This is a genomic window from Pseudomonas putida (assembly GCF_002025705.1).
Taxonomy (GTDB): Bacteria; Pseudomonadota; Gammaproteobacteria; order Pseudomonadales; family Pseudomonadaceae; genus Aquipseudomonas; species Aquipseudomonas putida_J.
Map to the genome: position 1 here is coordinate 737,962 of NZ_CP018846.1, position 14,369 is coordinate 752,330.

The 14,369-nt window shown below is 63.2% G+C and carries 15 protein-coding genes; 8 read left to right on the forward strand and 7 right to left on the reverse strand.

Annotated elements, in window-relative coordinates; all coding sequences use genetic code 11:
* The first annotated feature begins 7 nt into the window (after positions 1-7).
* Positions 8-586, forward strand: a complete 579-nt coding sequence (locus BUQ73_RS03465) for a DJ-1/PfpI family protein (protein ID WP_079226678.1) — start codon at positions 8-10, stop codon at positions 584-586.
* A gap of 143 nt (positions 587-729) precedes the next feature.
* Here BUQ73_RS03465 and BUQ73_RS03470 read toward each other — a convergent pair whose 3' ends face one another.
* Positions 730-1,128: a nuclear transport factor 2 family protein gene (locus tag BUQ73_RS03470; protein WP_079226679.1), complete on the reverse strand. Its 399-nt coding sequence runs from the start codon at positions 1,126-1,128 to the stop codon at positions 730-732.
* 115 nt (positions 1,129-1,243) lie between these two features.
* Here BUQ73_RS03470 and BUQ73_RS03475 point away from each other — a divergent pair, with 115 nt between their 5' ends.
* Both BUQ73_RS03475 and BUQ73_RS03480 read left to right on the forward strand, forming a co-directional pair.
* Complete coding sequence (locus tag BUQ73_RS03475) at positions 1,244-1,834, forward strand: GNAT family N-acetyltransferase (RefSeq protein WP_079226680.1); 591 nt, start codon at positions 1,244-1,246, stop codon at positions 1,832-1,834.
* The gene (locus BUQ73_RS03480; RefSeq protein ID WP_079226681.1) at positions 1,831-2,703 is read left to right on the forward strand and encodes a carbon-nitrogen hydrolase family protein; all 873 of its coding nucleotides are present in this window, start codon (positions 1,831-1,833) and stop codon (positions 2,701-2,703) included. Before BUQ73_RS03475 ends, BUQ73_RS03480 begins: the two co-directional genes overlap by 4 nt.
* 104 nt (positions 2,704-2,807) lie before the next feature.
* On the opposite strand, the gene BUQ73_RS03485 is transcribed toward BUQ73_RS03480, so the two are convergent.
* Positions 2,808-4,331 (reverse strand): fumarate hydratase, encoded by a 1,524-nt coding sequence (locus BUQ73_RS03485; protein ID WP_027917942.1) that lies wholly within the window; start codon positions 4,329-4,331, stop codon positions 2,808-2,810.
* A 250-nt stretch (positions 4,332-4,581) separates the two neighbouring features.
* Here BUQ73_RS03485 and BUQ73_RS03490 point away from each other — a divergent pair, with 250 nt between their 5' ends.
* A complete protein-coding gene (locus BUQ73_RS03490) occupies positions 4,582-5,502 on the forward strand; it encodes an iron-sulfur-binding ferredoxin reductase (RefSeq protein ID WP_079226682.1) in 921 nt (306 codons plus the stop codon).
* A gap of 133 nt (positions 5,503-5,635) precedes the next feature.
* Here the strand turns inward: BUQ73_RS03490 and pyk are convergent, their stop codons facing one another.
* Positions 5,636-7,090, reverse strand: a complete 1,455-nt coding sequence (gene pyk / locus BUQ73_RS03495; RefSeq protein ID WP_079226683.1) for a pyruvate kinase — start codon at positions 7,088-7,090, stop codon at positions 5,636-5,638.
* Between the two features lie 181 nt (positions 7,091-7,271).
* On the opposite strand from pyk, the gene BUQ73_RS03500 reads away from it, so the two are divergent.
* From BUQ73_RS03500 to sbcB, 3 genes are all read left to right on the forward strand, one after another.
* Positions 7,272-7,658, forward strand: coding sequence for a tetratricopeptide repeat protein (locus BUQ73_RS03500; RefSeq protein WP_079226684.1), 387 nt, complete (start codon positions 7,272-7,274; stop codon positions 7,656-7,658).
* A 124-nt stretch (positions 7,659-7,782) separates the two neighbouring features.
* Complete coding sequence (locus BUQ73_RS03505) at positions 7,783-8,142, forward strand: PilZ domain-containing protein (RefSeq protein WP_079226685.1); 360 nt, start codon at positions 7,783-7,785, stop codon at positions 8,140-8,142.
* A gap of 46 nt (positions 8,143-8,188) precedes the next feature.
* A complete protein-coding gene (gene sbcB, locus BUQ73_RS03510; RefSeq protein WP_079226686.1) occupies positions 8,189-9,625 on the forward strand; it encodes an exodeoxyribonuclease I in 1,437 nt (478 codons plus the stop codon).
* 70 nt (positions 9,626-9,695) lie between these two features.
* Here sbcB and mvaT read toward each other — a convergent pair whose 3' ends face one another.
* Entirely contained in the window at positions 9,696-10,073 is a 378-nt protein-coding gene (mvaT, locus tag BUQ73_RS03515) for a histone-like nucleoid-structuring protein MvaT (RefSeq protein WP_027917937.1), read from the reverse strand.
* Positions 10,074-10,369: 296 nt separating this feature from the next.
* Here mvaT and purU point away from each other — a divergent pair, with 296 nt between their 5' ends.
* A complete protein-coding gene (gene purU / locus BUQ73_RS03520) occupies positions 10,370-11,221 on the forward strand; it encodes a formyltetrahydrofolate deformylase (protein WP_023378897.1) in 852 nt (283 codons plus the stop codon).
* A gap of 274 nt (positions 11,222-11,495) precedes the next feature.
* Here the strand turns inward: purU and BUQ73_RS03530 are convergent, their stop codons facing one another.
* From BUQ73_RS03530 to BUQ73_RS03540, 3 genes are read right to left on the reverse strand one after another with little or no spacing between them, the layout of a single operon-like run.
* A complete protein-coding gene (locus tag BUQ73_RS03530) occupies positions 11,496-12,488 on the reverse strand; it encodes a lysylphosphatidylglycerol synthase transmembrane domain-containing protein (protein WP_079226688.1) in 993 nt (330 codons plus the stop codon).
* The gene (locus BUQ73_RS03535; RefSeq protein WP_079226689.1) at positions 12,485-13,249 is read right to left on the reverse strand and encodes a DUF2334 domain-containing protein; all 765 of its coding nucleotides are present in this window, start codon (positions 13,247-13,249) and stop codon (positions 12,485-12,487) included. The genes BUQ73_RS03530 and BUQ73_RS03535 overlap by 4 nt, the downstream gene beginning before the upstream one ends.
* Entirely contained in the window at positions 13,242-14,363 is a 1,122-nt protein-coding gene (locus BUQ73_RS03540) for a glycosyltransferase family 4 protein (RefSeq protein WP_079226690.1), read from the reverse strand. Before BUQ73_RS03540 ends, BUQ73_RS03535 begins: the two co-directional genes overlap by 8 nt.
* Between the last annotated feature and the right edge of the window lie 6 nt (positions 14,364-14,369).

Here is a 14,369-nt window from a genome sequence, read left to right on the forward strand (position 1 = left end):
GGGTGCGATGACGGCGAAGAAAATTCTCATGCTGGTTGGCGACTACGTCGAAGATTACGAGGCAATGGTGCCGTTTCAGGCACTGAGCATGGTCGGCCACACGGTACACGCGGTGTGCCCAGAGAAGGTCGCGGGGCAGACCGTGCGCACGGCGATTCATGATTTCGAGGGCGAGCAGACCTACAGCGAAAAGCCAGGGCACAATTTTGCCCTGAACTACGATTTTGTGCGGGTGCGGCCTGAGGGGTACGACGCGTTGCTGATCCCCGGCGGCCGTGCGCCGGAGTACCTGCGCCTGGATGAGCGGGTGCTGGAGCTGGTGCGGGCATTCGACCAGGCCGGCAAGCCGATTGCGGCGGTGTGCCATGGCGCGCAGTTGCTGGCAGCAGCGGGTGTGCTGGAAGGGCGCGAGTGCAGTGCGTATCCGGCCTGTGCGCCAGAGGTGCGCCTGGCCGGTGGCACGTTCATCGATATCGCGGTGGACCAGGCGCATGTGGATGGCAACCTGGTAACCGCGCCAGCCTGGCCGGCGCACCCGGCCTGGCTGGCGGCCTTCCTCAAGGTGCTGGGCACCCGTATCGCCTGACCGACCTTGCTTTTGTAGGAGCGGCCTTGTGTCGCGAAAGGGCTGCGGAGCAGCCCCAGGGGCTTAGCATCAATGCAAAGATCGCTGGGGCCGCTTTGCAGCCCTTTCGCGACACAAGGCCGCTCCTACAGGGCTCGCGGCGCTCAACCGACCTGCTCGACCCAGTCATTGAGGTTGTAGTAGTTGGTGACCCGGGCAATCTTGCCGCAGTGAATGTAGAAGAATGCCCCCGCCGGCAGCACATAGGTCTGCCCGTTGGCCGCCGGCAAGCCTTCGTCGTCGGCCAGGTATTGGCCATGCACGGTGAACTCCGCCGCCGCCCGGCTGCCGTCGGCATTCTGCATCACCACGATGTCAGCCAGGCGCTCGCGGTAGCAACGGTTCATCTTGTCCATGAAGGCGGCAAATTTCGCTTTGCCCATGTGCCGTTCGCCCTGGTTGATGTCGTGGATCACGTCTTCGCTGAGCAGTGCCAGGAAAGCCGGCATGTCGCCGGCGTTGAAGGCTGCGTAGTAAGCATTTACCAGTTCGGTAGCGGTCATGGAACAATACCTGTCGTGTAGGGAAAAGGCGGTGTGTTGGCCCGGATGATAGGGTTTCCCCTCAAGCCCGGCTTAGCCGAGCGCGTCATCCACATCGACAAAACGACCGCCAAGCATGGAAATACGCCTGTTGCACGGCGCCGCTATCGCGCCTTACATCGATGACCTCGCTCGCCTGCGCCTGACCGTGTTTCGCGAGTTTCCCTACCTCTACGACGGTACCCCGGAGTACGAGGCCGACTACCTGGCCAGCTACACCCGTTCCGGGCGCAGCCTGGTGGTGCTGGCCATTGACGACGGCAAGGTGGTTGGTGCTTCGACCGGCCTGCCGCTGGTAGATGTGGCCGCGGAGTTCCAGCAGCCGTTTCTGGCGCTGGGGCGCGACCCGGCCAGTGTCTACTACTTCGGTGAGTCGCTGGTACTGCCGGCCTACCGTGGCCGGGGCCTGGGCGTGCGCTTTTTCATCGAGCGCGAGTCCTATGCCCACAAACTGGCCGAATTCGACTTCTGCGCGTTCTGTGCCGTGGAGCGCCCAGGTGTGCATCCGCGCCGGCCTGCGGACTACAAGCCGCTGCACGGGTTCTGGCGCAACCGCGGCTTCCTGCATGACCCCTCCCTGCGTACCCGCTACGCCTGGCGCGACCTGGACGAGGCGCAAAGCTCGGAAAAGATCATGTCGTTCTGGACCAAGGAGCTGCCGATTTGATCCGCCTCGCGGCCTGCCAGTACGCCATCGAGCTGCATGAAACCTGGGACGCCTATGCCGACCACTTGCAGGCCTTGTGTGCCGAGGCCGTAGAGGCGGGCGCCCAGCTGCTTTTGCTGCCCGAATACGCCGGCCTGGTGCTCAGCGGCCAGTTGCCGGCCAAACAGCGTGGCGACCTCAAGGCTTCGATCGCCGGCATTCAGCCGCTGATCGAGCCCTGGTTGGCGTTATGCGAAGGGATTGCCCGGCGCTGGGGCATCTACCTGCAGCCGGGCAGCCTGCCAGTGCTCGACCTCGATGGGCAGTACCGCAACCGTGCCTGGCTGTTCGGCCCCAAGGGCGTGCTCGGCTATCAGGACAAACTGATCATGACCCGCTTCGAGCGGGAGCAGTGGGGCATTGCCGCAGGTGCTGGGCTGCAGGTGTTCGACACCGATCTTGGCCGCCTGGGCATTCTGATCTGCTATGACAATGAGTTCCCGATGCTGGCGCGGCGCCTGGCCGAGGGTGGTGCCGACCTGATTCTGGCGCCGAGCTGCACCGACACCGAGGCGGGTTACCATCGGGTGCGCATTGGCGCGCAGGCACGAGCGCTGGAGAACCAGATAGCCGTGTTGCAGAGCCCGACAGCCGGCGTGGCACCGTGGTCGCCGGCACTGGATGAGAACATCGGCCGGGCGGGGCTGTTCGTTCCGCCAGATCATGGCATGCCAGGGGACGGGGTGGTCGCGCTGAGTGAGGCGTTGAGCCCGGTGAGCAGCCAGTGGCTGGTGTGTGAGGTGGATCTTGAGGAAGTGAGGCGGGTGAGGCGGGAAGGGCAGGTGTTTACCCGCAGGGACTGGCCGGAGCAGTTCGACAGAGTTGTGTAGCGCTGTGGCGCCTGCTTCGCGGGCAAGCCCGCTCCCACAGGGAGATTGCGACTCCTAGTGGGAGCGGCCTTGCCCGCGAGGCAGGCGCCGCATTTACAGCAGGCTTACTTCACTTCGACTGCCAGGCTCTCGGCAATCTTGCTCTGCCACAGGGCAGGGCCAGTGATGTGCACCGACTCACCGTTGCTGTCGACGGCGACGGTCACCGGCATGTCCTTGACCTCGAACTCGTAGATCGCTTCCATGCCCAGCTCGGCGAAGGCCAGGACCTTCGACTTGCGAATGGCCTGGGCCACCAGGTAGGCAGCGCCACCCACGGCCATCAGGTACACGGCCTTGTTGTCCTTGATCGCTTCGATCGCGGTCGGGCCACGCTCGGACTTGCCGATCATCCCCAGCAGACCGGTCTGCTCGAGGATCTGGCGGGTGAACTTGTCCATGCGGGTGGCAGTGGTCGGGCCGGCTGGGCCTACCACTTCGTCACCGACCGGGTCGACCGGGCCGACGTAGTAGATGAAGCGGCCTTTGAGGTCGACCGGCAGTTCTTCACCGCGGTTGAGCATCTCGACCATGCGCTTGTGCGCAGCGTCGCGGCCGGTGAGCATCTTGCCGTTGAGCAGGATGGTCTCGCCTGGCTTCCAGCTGGCGACTTCTTCCGGGGTGATGTCGTCGAGGTTGACGCGACGGGCGCTCGGGCCAGCTTCCCAGACGATTTCCGGGTAGGCGTCCAGCGACGGCGCTTCCAGCTCGGCCGGGCCGTTGCCGTCGAGCACGAAGTGGGCGTGACGGGTGGCGGCGCAGTTCGGGATCATGCACACCGGCAGCGAGGCGGCGTGAGTCGGGTAGTCCATGATCTTGACGTCGAGCACGGTGGTCAGGCCACCCAGGCCCTGGGCGCCGATGCCCAGCTGGTTGACCTTGTCGAACAGCTCCAGGCGGATCTCTTCGAGGCGGTTTTGCGGGCCACGGGCTTTCAGTTCGTGGATGTCGATGGACTCCATCAACACTTCCTTGGCCATTACCGCGGCCTTCTCGGCAGTACCACCGATGCCGATGCCGAGCATGCCAGGCGGGCACCAGCCAGCACCCATGGTCGGGACGGTCTTCAGTACCCAGTCGACGATCGAGTCGGACGGGTTGAGCATGGCCATCTTCGACTTGTTCTCCGAGCCGCCGCCTTTGGCTGCGACGTCGACTTCGACCTTGTCGCCCGGGACGATGGAGTAGTGGATGACGGCCGGGGTGTTGTCCTTGGTGTTCTTGCGGGCACCGGCCGGGTCGGCCAGGATCGAGGCGCGCAGGACGTTTTCAGGCAGGTTGTAGGCGCGACGCACACCTTCGTTGATCATGTCGTCGACGCTCATGGTGGCGCCGTCCCAGCGCACGTCCATGCCCACGCGGATGAACACGGTGACGATACCAGTGTCCTGGCAGATCGGGCGGTGGCCGGTGGCGCACATGCGCGAGTTGATCAGGATCTGGGCGATCGAGTCGCGTGCGGCAGGCGACTCTTCACGCAGGTAGGCTTCGTGCATCGCCTGGATGAAATCGACGGGGTGGTAGTACGAGATGAATTGCAGGGCGTCGGCGACGCTCTGAATCAGGTCGTCTTGCTTGATCACGGTCATGCAGCGCGCTCCTCTTAAAGACGGGAACATTCAAAAAGACGCTCGACGGTGCCGACCAGCGTGTCGAAGCGCCTTGCAAGGCGCGCCGGCAGGCTGGCCGACGCAAAAGGGCGCGGCAGTATAGCGCGCCTCACCGCGCGAAACACCTGCGCGTGGTCTGGACCATGGTCGGCAGGTAGCAGGCATCCTTTTTGCTGCCAATGCGCGCTTGGCATACAGTGACCCGGTGCTCGATGGAGAAAGACTTACCATGCCTGAACTTTGCGTGGGCGCGCGCCGCTGGACGGTGCCGACTGGCAGCAACCTGCTCGATGCCCTGAACGAGGCAGGGCTGAATGTGCCCTACAGCTGCCGTGCCGGCAGTTGCCACGCCTGCCTGGTGCATTGCCTGGCAGGGCAGCCGGCGGATGCCTTGCCCGAGGCCTTGGCGCTGGACAAGCATGCCCTGGGCTGGCGCCTGGCCTGCCAGTGCCGGGTGGTCGAGGACCTGCGTGTGGCGGTGTTCGACCCACAGCAGGACGGGGTGCCGGCGCGGGTATGCGCAGTGGACACATTCGGCGATGTGCTGCGCGTGCGGCTGCGACCGGAGCGGGTGTTGCGTTATCAGGCGGGGCAGCATGTGGTGCTGTGGAACGGTGCTGTTGCAAGGCCCTACTCGATTGCCAGCCTGCCGGGCGAAGAAGACTTTCTTGAGTTTCATATTGACTGCCAGCGGCCGGGTGCCTTCTGCGACAAGGCCCGCGGGCTGCAGGTGGGCGACGAGTTGCGCCTTGGTGAGTTCAGGGGCGGGGCGCTGCATTACGACCCGGACTGGCACGCACGGCCGCTCTGGCTATTGGCGGCGGGCACGGGGTTGGCGCCGTTGTGGGGCATCTTGCGCGAAGCATTGCGCCAGGGGCATCAAGGGGAGATTCGGGTGGTGCATGTGGCGCGGGACAGTGTTGCGCACTATCTGGCTGAACCATTGCAGCGACTGGAAGGTGTGAAGGTGGAGCTGGTATTGGCAGAGCAGATGGATGAAGCGCTGGCAGGGTTGCGGCCGTCATCGCGGCAAACGGTGGCGTTGGTGTGCGGGGCTGCGGGGAGTGTCGAGCGGTTTGCCCGCCGGTTATTCATTGCCGGCGTGCCGCGGGGGCAGGTGTTTGCTGATGTGTTTGTTGAACATGCTTGAGTGAGCTGGGAGGGCTATGCCCTCCTTTCCGACCGGTCCGGCGCCCCGGCAAGGCCGCTCCTACAGGTGAATGCGATCTCCTGTAGGAGCGGCCTTGCGTCGCGATTGGGCCGCGAAGCGGCCCCGGGGGCTATCAGCCGATCAGCGGGTCACCGACGTGCAGGATCTTCATGCCGTTGGTGCCGCCGATGGTGTGGTAGCTGTCACCCTTGGTCAGGATCACCCAGTCACCTTGTTCCACCAGGCCGCGCTTGAGCAGTTCGTCGACGGCTGCCTGGCTGACCTTGTCGGCCGGCAGCGAAGCCGGGTCGAAGGCAATCGGGTAGACGCCGCGGAACATGTTGGCCCGGGCCTGGGTGGCGCGGTGCGGCGACAGTGCGAAAATCGGCACGTGCGAGCGCAGGCGCGACATGATCAGCGGGGTGTAGCCACTTTCTGTCAGGGCGATGATCGCCTTCACGCCCGGGAAGTGGTTGGCGGTGTACATGGCCGCCAGGGCGATGCTTTCGTCGCAACGCTCGAAGGTGGTGTGCAGGCGGTGGCTGGACTTCTGGCTGGTCGGGTGCTTCTCGGCGCCCAGGCAGATACGGGCCATGGCCTGTACGGCTTCGATCGGGTAGGAGCCCGCGGCGCTTTCGGCCGACAGCATCACCGCATCGGTGTTGTCCAGCACGGCGTTGGCCACGTCGGACACTTCTGCGCGGGTCGGCATCGGGTTCTGGATCATCGACTCCATCATCTGGGTCGCGACGATCACCGCCTTGTTGTTGCGGCGAGCGTGCTGGATGATCTTCTTCTGGATGGCGATCAGCTCGGCGTCGCCGATTTCCACACCCAGGTCGCCACGGGCAACCATCACCGCGTCGGAGGCTGCGATCAGTTTGTCGAGGGTCTCGTCGTCGGCAACGGCCTCGGCACGTTCGATCTTGGCCACCAGCCAGGCGCTGCCGCCGGCTTCGTCACGCAGTTTGCGCGCGTATTCCATGTCGCTGGCGTCACGCGGGAAGGAGACGGCCAGGTAGTCCAGGTCCATTTCCGCGGCCAGCTTGATGTCGGCCTTGTCTTTTTCGGTCAGGGCCGGTGCGGTCAGGCCGCCACCTTTGCGGTTGATGCCTTTGTGGTCCGACAGCGGGCCACCGATGATCACCACGCAGTGCAGGGCGTCTGCGGTGGCGGTCTCGACGCGCATGACCACACGGCCGTCGTCGAGCAGCAGTTCGTCACCGACGCCGCAGTCCTTGACCAGGTCGGGATAGTCGATACCGACGATGTCCTGGTTGCCTTCGGTCAGCGGGTGGGCGGTAGAGAAGGTGAACTTGTCACCGATCTTCAGTTCGATGCGCTTGTTGGCGAACTTGGCGATGCGGATCTTCGGACCCTGCAGGTCACCCAGCAGTGCGACATGGCGGCCGTTCTTGGCGGCGATGTCACGGATCAGGCGGGCGCGCGCCTTGTGCTCGTCCGGAGTGCCGTGGGAGAAGTTCAGGCGTGCCACGTCCAGGCCGGCGAGGATCAGCTGTTCGATCACTTCCGGCGAGTTGCTGGCGGGGCCAAGGGTGGCGACGATTTTGGTACGGCGGATGCTCATGCACAGACTCCTATAGTGAAGCGCAGCGAAAGGCTACTCCTCAATTGCGCTGTAGTCATTGTTCCGTTGCACTACCTGCGACCATCGCAGGGTGGCATTTGAACGGGCGGGGGTATCCTTGCAAAAGGCTGTGAAGATTTGCCGGCAATGGCCGATATACTGGCATCAAAGGAGATACCCCATGCGCGCCCTGATCGTAATTGCCCTGGCGGCCAGCACCGTCGGCTGTACCCGCTGGTCCATGGACCACCACCTGAACAATGCCTACCGCGCCTATGACCGTGGCGATTGTTCGAAGGTCATGCTGGAGTTGTCGCAGGTCGACCGCACCAGCCGTGCGCGGCCGTTCATCCACCCGGAAGTGTCGCTGCTGCGTGGCCAGTGCCTGGAGCGTGACATGCTTTATGTGGATGCCGCGCAGACCTACGAATACCTGATCCAGCAATACCCGGGCAATGAATACGCCTATCGGGCCAAGGCGCGCCTGGAAACCCTGGAGAAGCTCGGGCACTACCGCGGTGCAGAGGCGGCGGTGGCCAACCCGGTGAATACCCCCACTTGGCGTTAACACCAAGGTGTCTTTAATTTCACGGGATTTGCCTGGCACGCTGCGCTAATCTGTAACTCAGTTGTTACAACAACCGCCAGTACCTTGCATTCCTGGCACTTGGTACGGGATTGCACTTTCGATCATGTTCAACCAGCGCCATATCGAACGCCATCAGTTGCCTTGCGTGCTCAAGGTCTTCAACCGCTTTACCGGTCAGCCGATCGGTCAGCTGGGCAATGCCTCCGAAGATGGGATCATGTTGATCAGCTCGCTGCCGGTGCTGGTGGGCCCGGACTTCGAGCTGCAACTGCGCCTGCCGCTGACCGGTGGCGGGTACCAGTTCATCAACCTGACCGCCAGTTGCCTGTGGTGCCGCGAAGACCAGACCCCGGGCCACTACGACTCCGGCTTCATGCTGCTGCAGGCGCCGCGCGAATACGAAGAATTCGTCCGCTCGCTGCGAGACTATTTCAGTTTCCGCCCCGCCAACGCTTCCGCCTGAGCCTGGCTCCGCTAAAATCGGGTCGACCTCGAAACAGGACGACCCCGTGACTACCAGCATCTTCTGGCACGACTACGAAACCACTGGCATCAACCCGCGCTGCGACCGGCCACTGCAGGTCGCTGGTGTGCGCACCGATCTCGACCTCAACGAGATCGAAGACCCGATCAGCCTCTACTGTCGCCCCTCGGACGATATTCTGCCGCACCCGGCCGCCTGCCTGGTCACCGGCATCACCCCCGAGCAACTCGCCAACCAGGGCCTGTGCGAAGCCGAGTTCATGACCCGGGTCCACCAGCAGCTGGCGCGCCCCGGCACATGCAGTGCTGGCTACAACACCCTGCGCTTCGACGACGAAGTGACCCGATACAGCCTCTACCGCAACTTCTTCGACCCCTACGCCCGCGAGTGGCAGGGTGGCAACAGCCGCTGGGACCTGATCGACGTGGTGCGCACCGCTTACGCCTTGCGCCCTGAAGGCATCGTCTGGCCGCAGCAGGATGGGCGCACCAGCCTGCGCCTGGAGTTGCTCAGCCAGGCCAATGGCATCGACCATGGGCATGCCCATGAAGCGCTTTCCGACGTACGGGCCACGATCGCCCTGGCACGCCTGATAAGGCAGAAGCAACCCAAGTTGTACGAGTGGCTGTTCCAGTTGCGCAGCAAGCACAAAGTGATGGAACAGATCCGTCTATTGCAGCCGTTGGTGCATATATCCGGGCGTTTTTCCGCGGCGCGTAATTATCTGGGTGTGGTCCTGCCATTGGCCTGGCACCCGCGTAATCGCAATGCACTGATTGTGTGCGACCTTCATCAGGAAACCCTACCGTTAATAAGGGAAAGTGCCGAGGTACTGCGCGAGCGTTTGTACACGCGGCATGAGCAATTATCGGAAGGACAATTACCGGTGCCGCTCAAGTTGGTGCAGATCAATCGTTGCCCGGTAGTCGCTCCGCTCTCGGTATTGCGCCCTGCGGATCAGCAACGACTGGGCATCGATCTGACAATGATTCAAACACGCGCTGAAGAGTTGGCTAATCAACAGCCGGCCTGGCAAGACAAGCTAGAGCATATCTACGGCAAGGAGGATTTCGCTGCGGTTGAAGATCCGGAACAACAGTTGTATGACGGTTTCATCGGTGACCGCGACCGCCGCCTGTGCGAGCAAGTTCGTACGCTGGACCCTGCCCAGTTAGGGCACGGCCACTGGATGTTCGATGATCCGCGCCTGCCGGAGTTGTTGTTCCGTTATCGCGCCCGGAACTTCCCTGAGACCTTGAGCAGCGAAGAGCGCCAGCGCTGGTATGCTTTCTGCCAGCAGCGTCTGAGCGACCCGCAGTGGGGCGCACCCAATACGCTGGGTGATTTCGAGCAGGCCAGGCTGGGTGCCTGGGCCAATGCTGACGAGGCTGGGCGGCGGGTGTTGGTCGCCTGGGAGGTGCATGCCCGCAACTTGCGTGAGCAGTTTGCTATCAGCCTTTGACTGAGCAAACAAAAACGCCGGCAGCAAGCCGGCGTTTTTGTTTGTATATACAGAGCGTTGCTGTGGACAATCAGTCCAGCAGAGTCGCCCAGCTTTCAACCACATCGCCACCCCATTTGGCTTTCCATTCTTTCAGGGTCTTGTGGTTGCCGCCTTTGGTTTCGATCACTTCACCGTTGTGCGGGTTTTTGTATTGCTTGACCTTGCGGGCACGCTTGGTGGCGACAGGCTTCGCTGCACCACGCGGGGCTTTGCTCAGTTTCGATTCTGGGTCCAGCAGGGCGATGACGTCGCGCAGCGACTTGGAGTATTCACCCATCAGCGTACGCAGTTTGCCTTCGAACTCCAGTTCTTTCTTCAGCTTGTCATCCTGAGACAGGTTGGCCAGGCGGGCCTGAAGTTCCTTGATGGCTTCTTCGGTAGCGCGGTACTCGTTGATCAGGGACATGGAGTGTTCCTTAATGCGTGTTCAGAAATGTGTGGGGCAATAATAGACAGGCGATACTCTCAAGTAAACATATTATTCGGCAGTTAACTGTTATTAACGCTGTGACAAAATATCTCAAGATTAAGAAAAATTTACATATGCCCTGCAATTGGCCCTGATTGTCATCAGGCTGTAGTCAGCCAGGCTCACACGCAGCCTTTGCGGGCATGAGGCTACCGGCGGGCGCAATGATTACTGCGTTTTTCTGGTCGGGCCGCTAGAATGAGCGCCTTTGCGAAGTTCTGGAGTCTTAATTCATGCGCACCTATCGTCTGGTGATCGCCTGCCCCGACCGTGTTGGCATCGTGGCGAAAGTCAGTAATTTCCTGGCCTTGTACAATGGCTGGATCAACGAAGCCAGCCACCACTCTGATGAGCAGAGCGGCTGGTTCTTCATGCGCCATGAAATCCGTGCCGAATCGCTGCCATTTGGTATCGAGGCGTTCCGCGAAGCCTTCGCGCCGATCGCTGAAGAGTTCTCCATGACCTGGCGTATCACCGACTCGGCGCAGAAGAAGCGCGTGGTGCTGATGGCCAGCCGCGAATCACACTGCCTGGCCGACCTGCTGCACCGCTGGCACACCGATGAGCTGGATTGCGAGATCCCTTGTGTGATTTCCAACCACAACGACTTGCGCAGCATGGTCGAGTGGCACGGCATTCCGTTCTTCCACGTTCCGGTCGACCCCAAGGACAAGGCCCCGGCCTTTGCCGAAGTGTCGCGCCTGGTACAGGAGCACGCGGCTGACGTGGTGGTGCTGGCGCGATACATGCAGATCCTGCCGCCGCAGCTGTGCCAGGACTATGCCGAGAAAGTCATCAACATCCACCACAGCTTCCTGCCGTCGTTCGTCGGTGCCAAGCCGTACCACCAGGCCGCCCTGCGTGGTGTGAAGCTGATCGGTGCGACCTGCCACTACGTGACCGAAGAGCTGGATGCCGGCCCGATCATCGAGCAGGACGTGGTGCGCGTGAGCCACGCCGACAGCATCGAAGACATGGTCCGCTTTGGCCGTGACGTCGAGAAGATGGTGCTGGCCCGCGGCCTGCGCTATCACCTGGAAGACCGCGTGCTGGTGCATGGCAACAAGACCGTGGTGTTCGACTGATCTGAGCATGGGGCTGCTTTGCAGCCCTTTCGCGACACAAGGCCGCTCCTACAGGAAATCGCGTTCTGCTGTAGGAGCGGCCTTGTGTCGCGAAAGGGGCGCAAAGCGCCCCCGACAATCGGGAGCGATACAGCAATGGCAAGTTCACGTAACAAACCCACTGCCTCACCCCCGCCTACCCTCGGCGAAGGCTGCCTGGCCCGCTACGACCCCGAAGCCCTGAGCGACGAAGACGGCACCGACTTCCCGGACGCCGCCCAGCTCTGGCGCCAGCTCAACCCGCCTGACGCCGCCAGTGTTCCAGCAGAGGACGCGCCAGCAGGCAGACAAACACCGGCCCCCCCGCCAGCAGATAAAAGTAGTAAGTGATCGCTCGCCAGATCAGGATCGCGGCTGCGGCGGTCGAGCTGCCAACCAGCGGTGTCAGCAGGCTTGCCGAGGTCAGCTCGGCGGCACCAGCGCCACCGGGCAGCAGGCTGAATTGGCCGGCGCTGAGCGACAGCATCTGCACCAGAAAGCTCGGGATCCATGACAGTTCCACCCCCAGCCCCTGCAGTACCAGGTAAAGCACGCTGTAGCGCAGGCTCCAGTGCAGGCAGGTGAGGGCGAACACCAGTGCCAGGGTTCGCTTGGGCAACTGCCAGGTCTGCGCCAGGGCGTCGATGAAATGCAGAACCTTGCGTGCCCAGCGGCGCCTGCGTTTGCCGGGCATCCCCAGGTGTTGCAGCACCTTCCCGTTGAAGCGCATCAGTGCACGCCGGTAACGCAGCAGCAGCACGATCGTGGCCAGGGCGGCGCACAGCAGCAGCGCGCTGCCCAGCAGCATGCTTTGCTGGCTGCGCCCAAGGCTGTGGAACAGCGCATAACCGGCAATCGCCAGCATCGCGCAGAAGAAGAACAGCAGGTCGTTCAACTGATCCATGGCAAACACCGCACCGCTACGGGCCGGCCCGATGCGGTCACGGGCGAGCAGGGCCATGAGGGTGACCGGCCCGCCGCTGCCTCCAGGGGTGGTGCAGATGGCGAACTCGGTTGCCATTACCACGCCCAGGCTACGTACATGGCCAAGCTTTGCACCTTGCTGGCCGAGCAGCAGGCGTAGGCGAATGGCATTGATCACCCAGCACAGCAGGATCATGCCCAGCAGAACCAGCAACAGCCTGGTATCGAAGGCCATCAGCCTGGGCATCAGCTCGTTGCCGCCCAACAGTGTCGGCACTAGCACGGCGCCCACCAGTGCCAGGGCCAGCCAGCCGAAGCGGTTCATGCGATCACCTGGCGCTCCAGCCAGGCCGACTTGGTCAACGGCTCACGGCCTTGCAGCAGCAGGTTGTCGAGGGTGCGCAGCCAGTAGTTGCGCGATGAGCTGTGCCGCATATCGACCGGGTGCAGGCCCAGGCGCAGGGTTTCGGCTGTGCGCAAGCGTCGGCACTGCCAGTCGCAAACCACTCTCGACAGCCCTCGGCGCCAGGCGCTGCGCGCGCTCCATACCAGGCCTGGTGCTTCGTAGGCGGTGAAGTCAGGTAAACGATAGAGGTGCTGGGGCGTGCTGGTGTAGCGCAGCGGCAACTGGCTCAGCGCCTGTCGAGTGCCTTGGCTCATCAGCCAGGCCGGGGCGACGAAACCGGCCACCGGCCAGCCTTGCCGATCGAACAGGGCCAGTCCTTGTTCCAGGCGCTGTAGGGCTTGCGCCTGATCTAGGGCGTAGAACTCGCCTTCATGGGTGTAGATGCGTCGCATGAAGTAGTCGCCGAGGTTGCGCGGTGGGGGGCCGTCGTCGGCGTGGTAGAGGCCATGCAGCGCCAGTTCGTCACCCCGCGCCAGGCGCCGTTCGAGCAGGCGGCAGAAGGTCGGCGAGCGGGTCAGCGGGTTGCGATGGTGGAAGTCCGGTACCACCAGCCAGGTCATGGGCACATTGCCCATCTCGTCCACTGCCTGCACGAACGGCTGATAGTCGGGCCAGGTTTCGGGCGCGATATCGTGCAGCACCAGCATCAGGCTGCCCGAGGCACTGCCGGGCTCAGCCATGGGCGCGCACCTGCGGTTGGTGACCGAGCACGGCCTGGTAGTGTTGCAGCAGGCCGGCCACCACGTTGTCCCACGAATAGTGTTGTTCCACGTGCTGGCGGGCCTGGGCGCCGAGCTTGCGCACCCCGGCCTCGAACGCTTCGCGCACGGCCAGTGCCATGGCCTGGCTATCGTTGGCCCGGCACAGCCGCCCGCAGTGTTCGTTGACGATTTCGCCAAAAGCTCCGGCGCGTACCGCGACCACCGGGGTAGCGCTGGCCATGGCCTCGAGGATGACCAGGCCGAAGGTCTCCTGGTCGCCGGCATGCACCAGCAGGTCGGCGCTGGCGACCAGGCGGGCGACCTCCTGCGGTGGGCGGAACTGGTCGATGACGCTGACGTTCTCGGGCACATTGGCCGGCATGTTCGAGCCGACCAGCAACAGGTGGTAGGGGCGCCCCAGGTGTTGCATGCATTCGAGCAGCACCGGCAGGTTCTTCTCGCGTGAACCGCGCCCGGCATAGATGAGCAGGCGGCTGGTATCGGCTATGCCCAATTGGGCCTTCAACTGCGGGTCGCGGTGGTCGGGGTGGAAGGTGTTCAGGTCGACACCCAGGCGCTGCACGTGCACGTCACGCACGCCAAGCCGGCGCAGCTTGTCGGCCATCACCAGGCTCGGCGCCAGCACCCGGTCGAAATTGCCATACAGCTTGCTGACATAGGCCTCGACATTGGGCGTGAACCAGTTGCCCATACGGTTACTTACCAGCAGCGGCAGGTCGGAATGGTAGAAACCGATCACCGGTACGTCGAGCTGGCGCCGGGCTTCCAGTGCGGCCCAGGCGGTGAGGTACGGGTCGCCGACTTCGATCAGGTCGGGCTTGAGACGGCGCAGCACATTGCACCAGGGCGCCAGGCGTACCGGGAAACGGTAGCCTTTGCCGAACGGCAGGGGTGGTGCGGGGACCTGGTAGATGCCATCGGCATCGCTGGCACTGGCGCCGGGGATCAGGAGGCTGTGGTGCACGCCGGGAAGGGCGTCGAGGCGGTGATGTTTGGCATCCAGGTACGTCCGCACGCCGCCGCTGGCCGGGGCGTAGAACATGGTGATGTCGGCGATGTGCACGATCAGCATCCCTCC

Bases quoted from the DNA above. Each gene is read 5' to 3' on its own strand.
- BUQ73_RS03465 (WP_079226678.1), top strand. From the start codon at position 8: ATGACGGCGAAGAAAATTCTCATGCTGGTTGGCGACTACGTCGAAGAT.
- BUQ73_RS03470 (WP_079226679.1), bottom strand. From the start codon at position 1,128: ATGACCGCTACCGAACTGGTAAATGCTTACTACGCAGCCTTCAACGCC.
- BUQ73_RS03475 (WP_079226680.1), top strand. From the start codon at position 1,244: ATGGAAATACGCCTGTTGCACGGCGCCGCTATCGCGCCTTACATCGAT.
- BUQ73_RS03485 (WP_027917942.1), bottom strand. From the start codon at position 4,331: ATGACCGTGATCAAGCAAGACGACCTGATTCAGAGCGTCGCCGACGCC.
- BUQ73_RS03490 (WP_079226682.1), top strand. From the start codon at position 4,582: ATGCCTGAACTTTGCGTGGGCGCGCGCCGCTGGACGGTGCCGACTGGC.
- pyk (WP_079226683.1), bottom strand. From the start codon at position 7,090: ATGAGCATCCGCCGTACCAAAATCGTCGCCACCCTTGGCCCCGCCAGC.
- BUQ73_RS03500 (WP_079226684.1), top strand. From the start codon at position 7,272: ATGCGCGCCCTGATCGTAATTGCCCTGGCGGCCAGCACCGTCGGCTGT.
- BUQ73_RS03505 (WP_079226685.1), top strand. From the start codon at position 7,783: ATGTTCAACCAGCGCCATATCGAACGCCATCAGTTGCCTTGCGTGCTC.
- mvaT (WP_027917937.1), bottom strand. From the start codon at position 10,073: ATGTCCCTGATCAACGAGTACCGCGCTACCGAAGAAGCCATCAAGGAA.
- purU (WP_023378897.1), top strand. From the start codon at position 10,370: ATGCGCACCTATCGTCTGGTGATCGCCTGCCCCGACCGTGTTGGCATC.
- BUQ73_RS03530 (WP_079226688.1), bottom strand. From the start codon at position 12,488: ATGAACCGCTTCGGCTGGCTGGCCCTGGCACTGGTGGGCGCCGTGCTA.
- BUQ73_RS03535 (WP_079226689.1), bottom strand. From the start codon at position 13,249: ATGGCTGAGCCCGGCAGTGCCTCGGGCAGCCTGATGCTGGTGCTGCAC.
- BUQ73_RS03540 (WP_079226690.1), bottom strand. From the start codon at position 14,363: ATGCTGATCGTGCACATCGCCGACATCACCATGTTCTACGCCCCGGCC.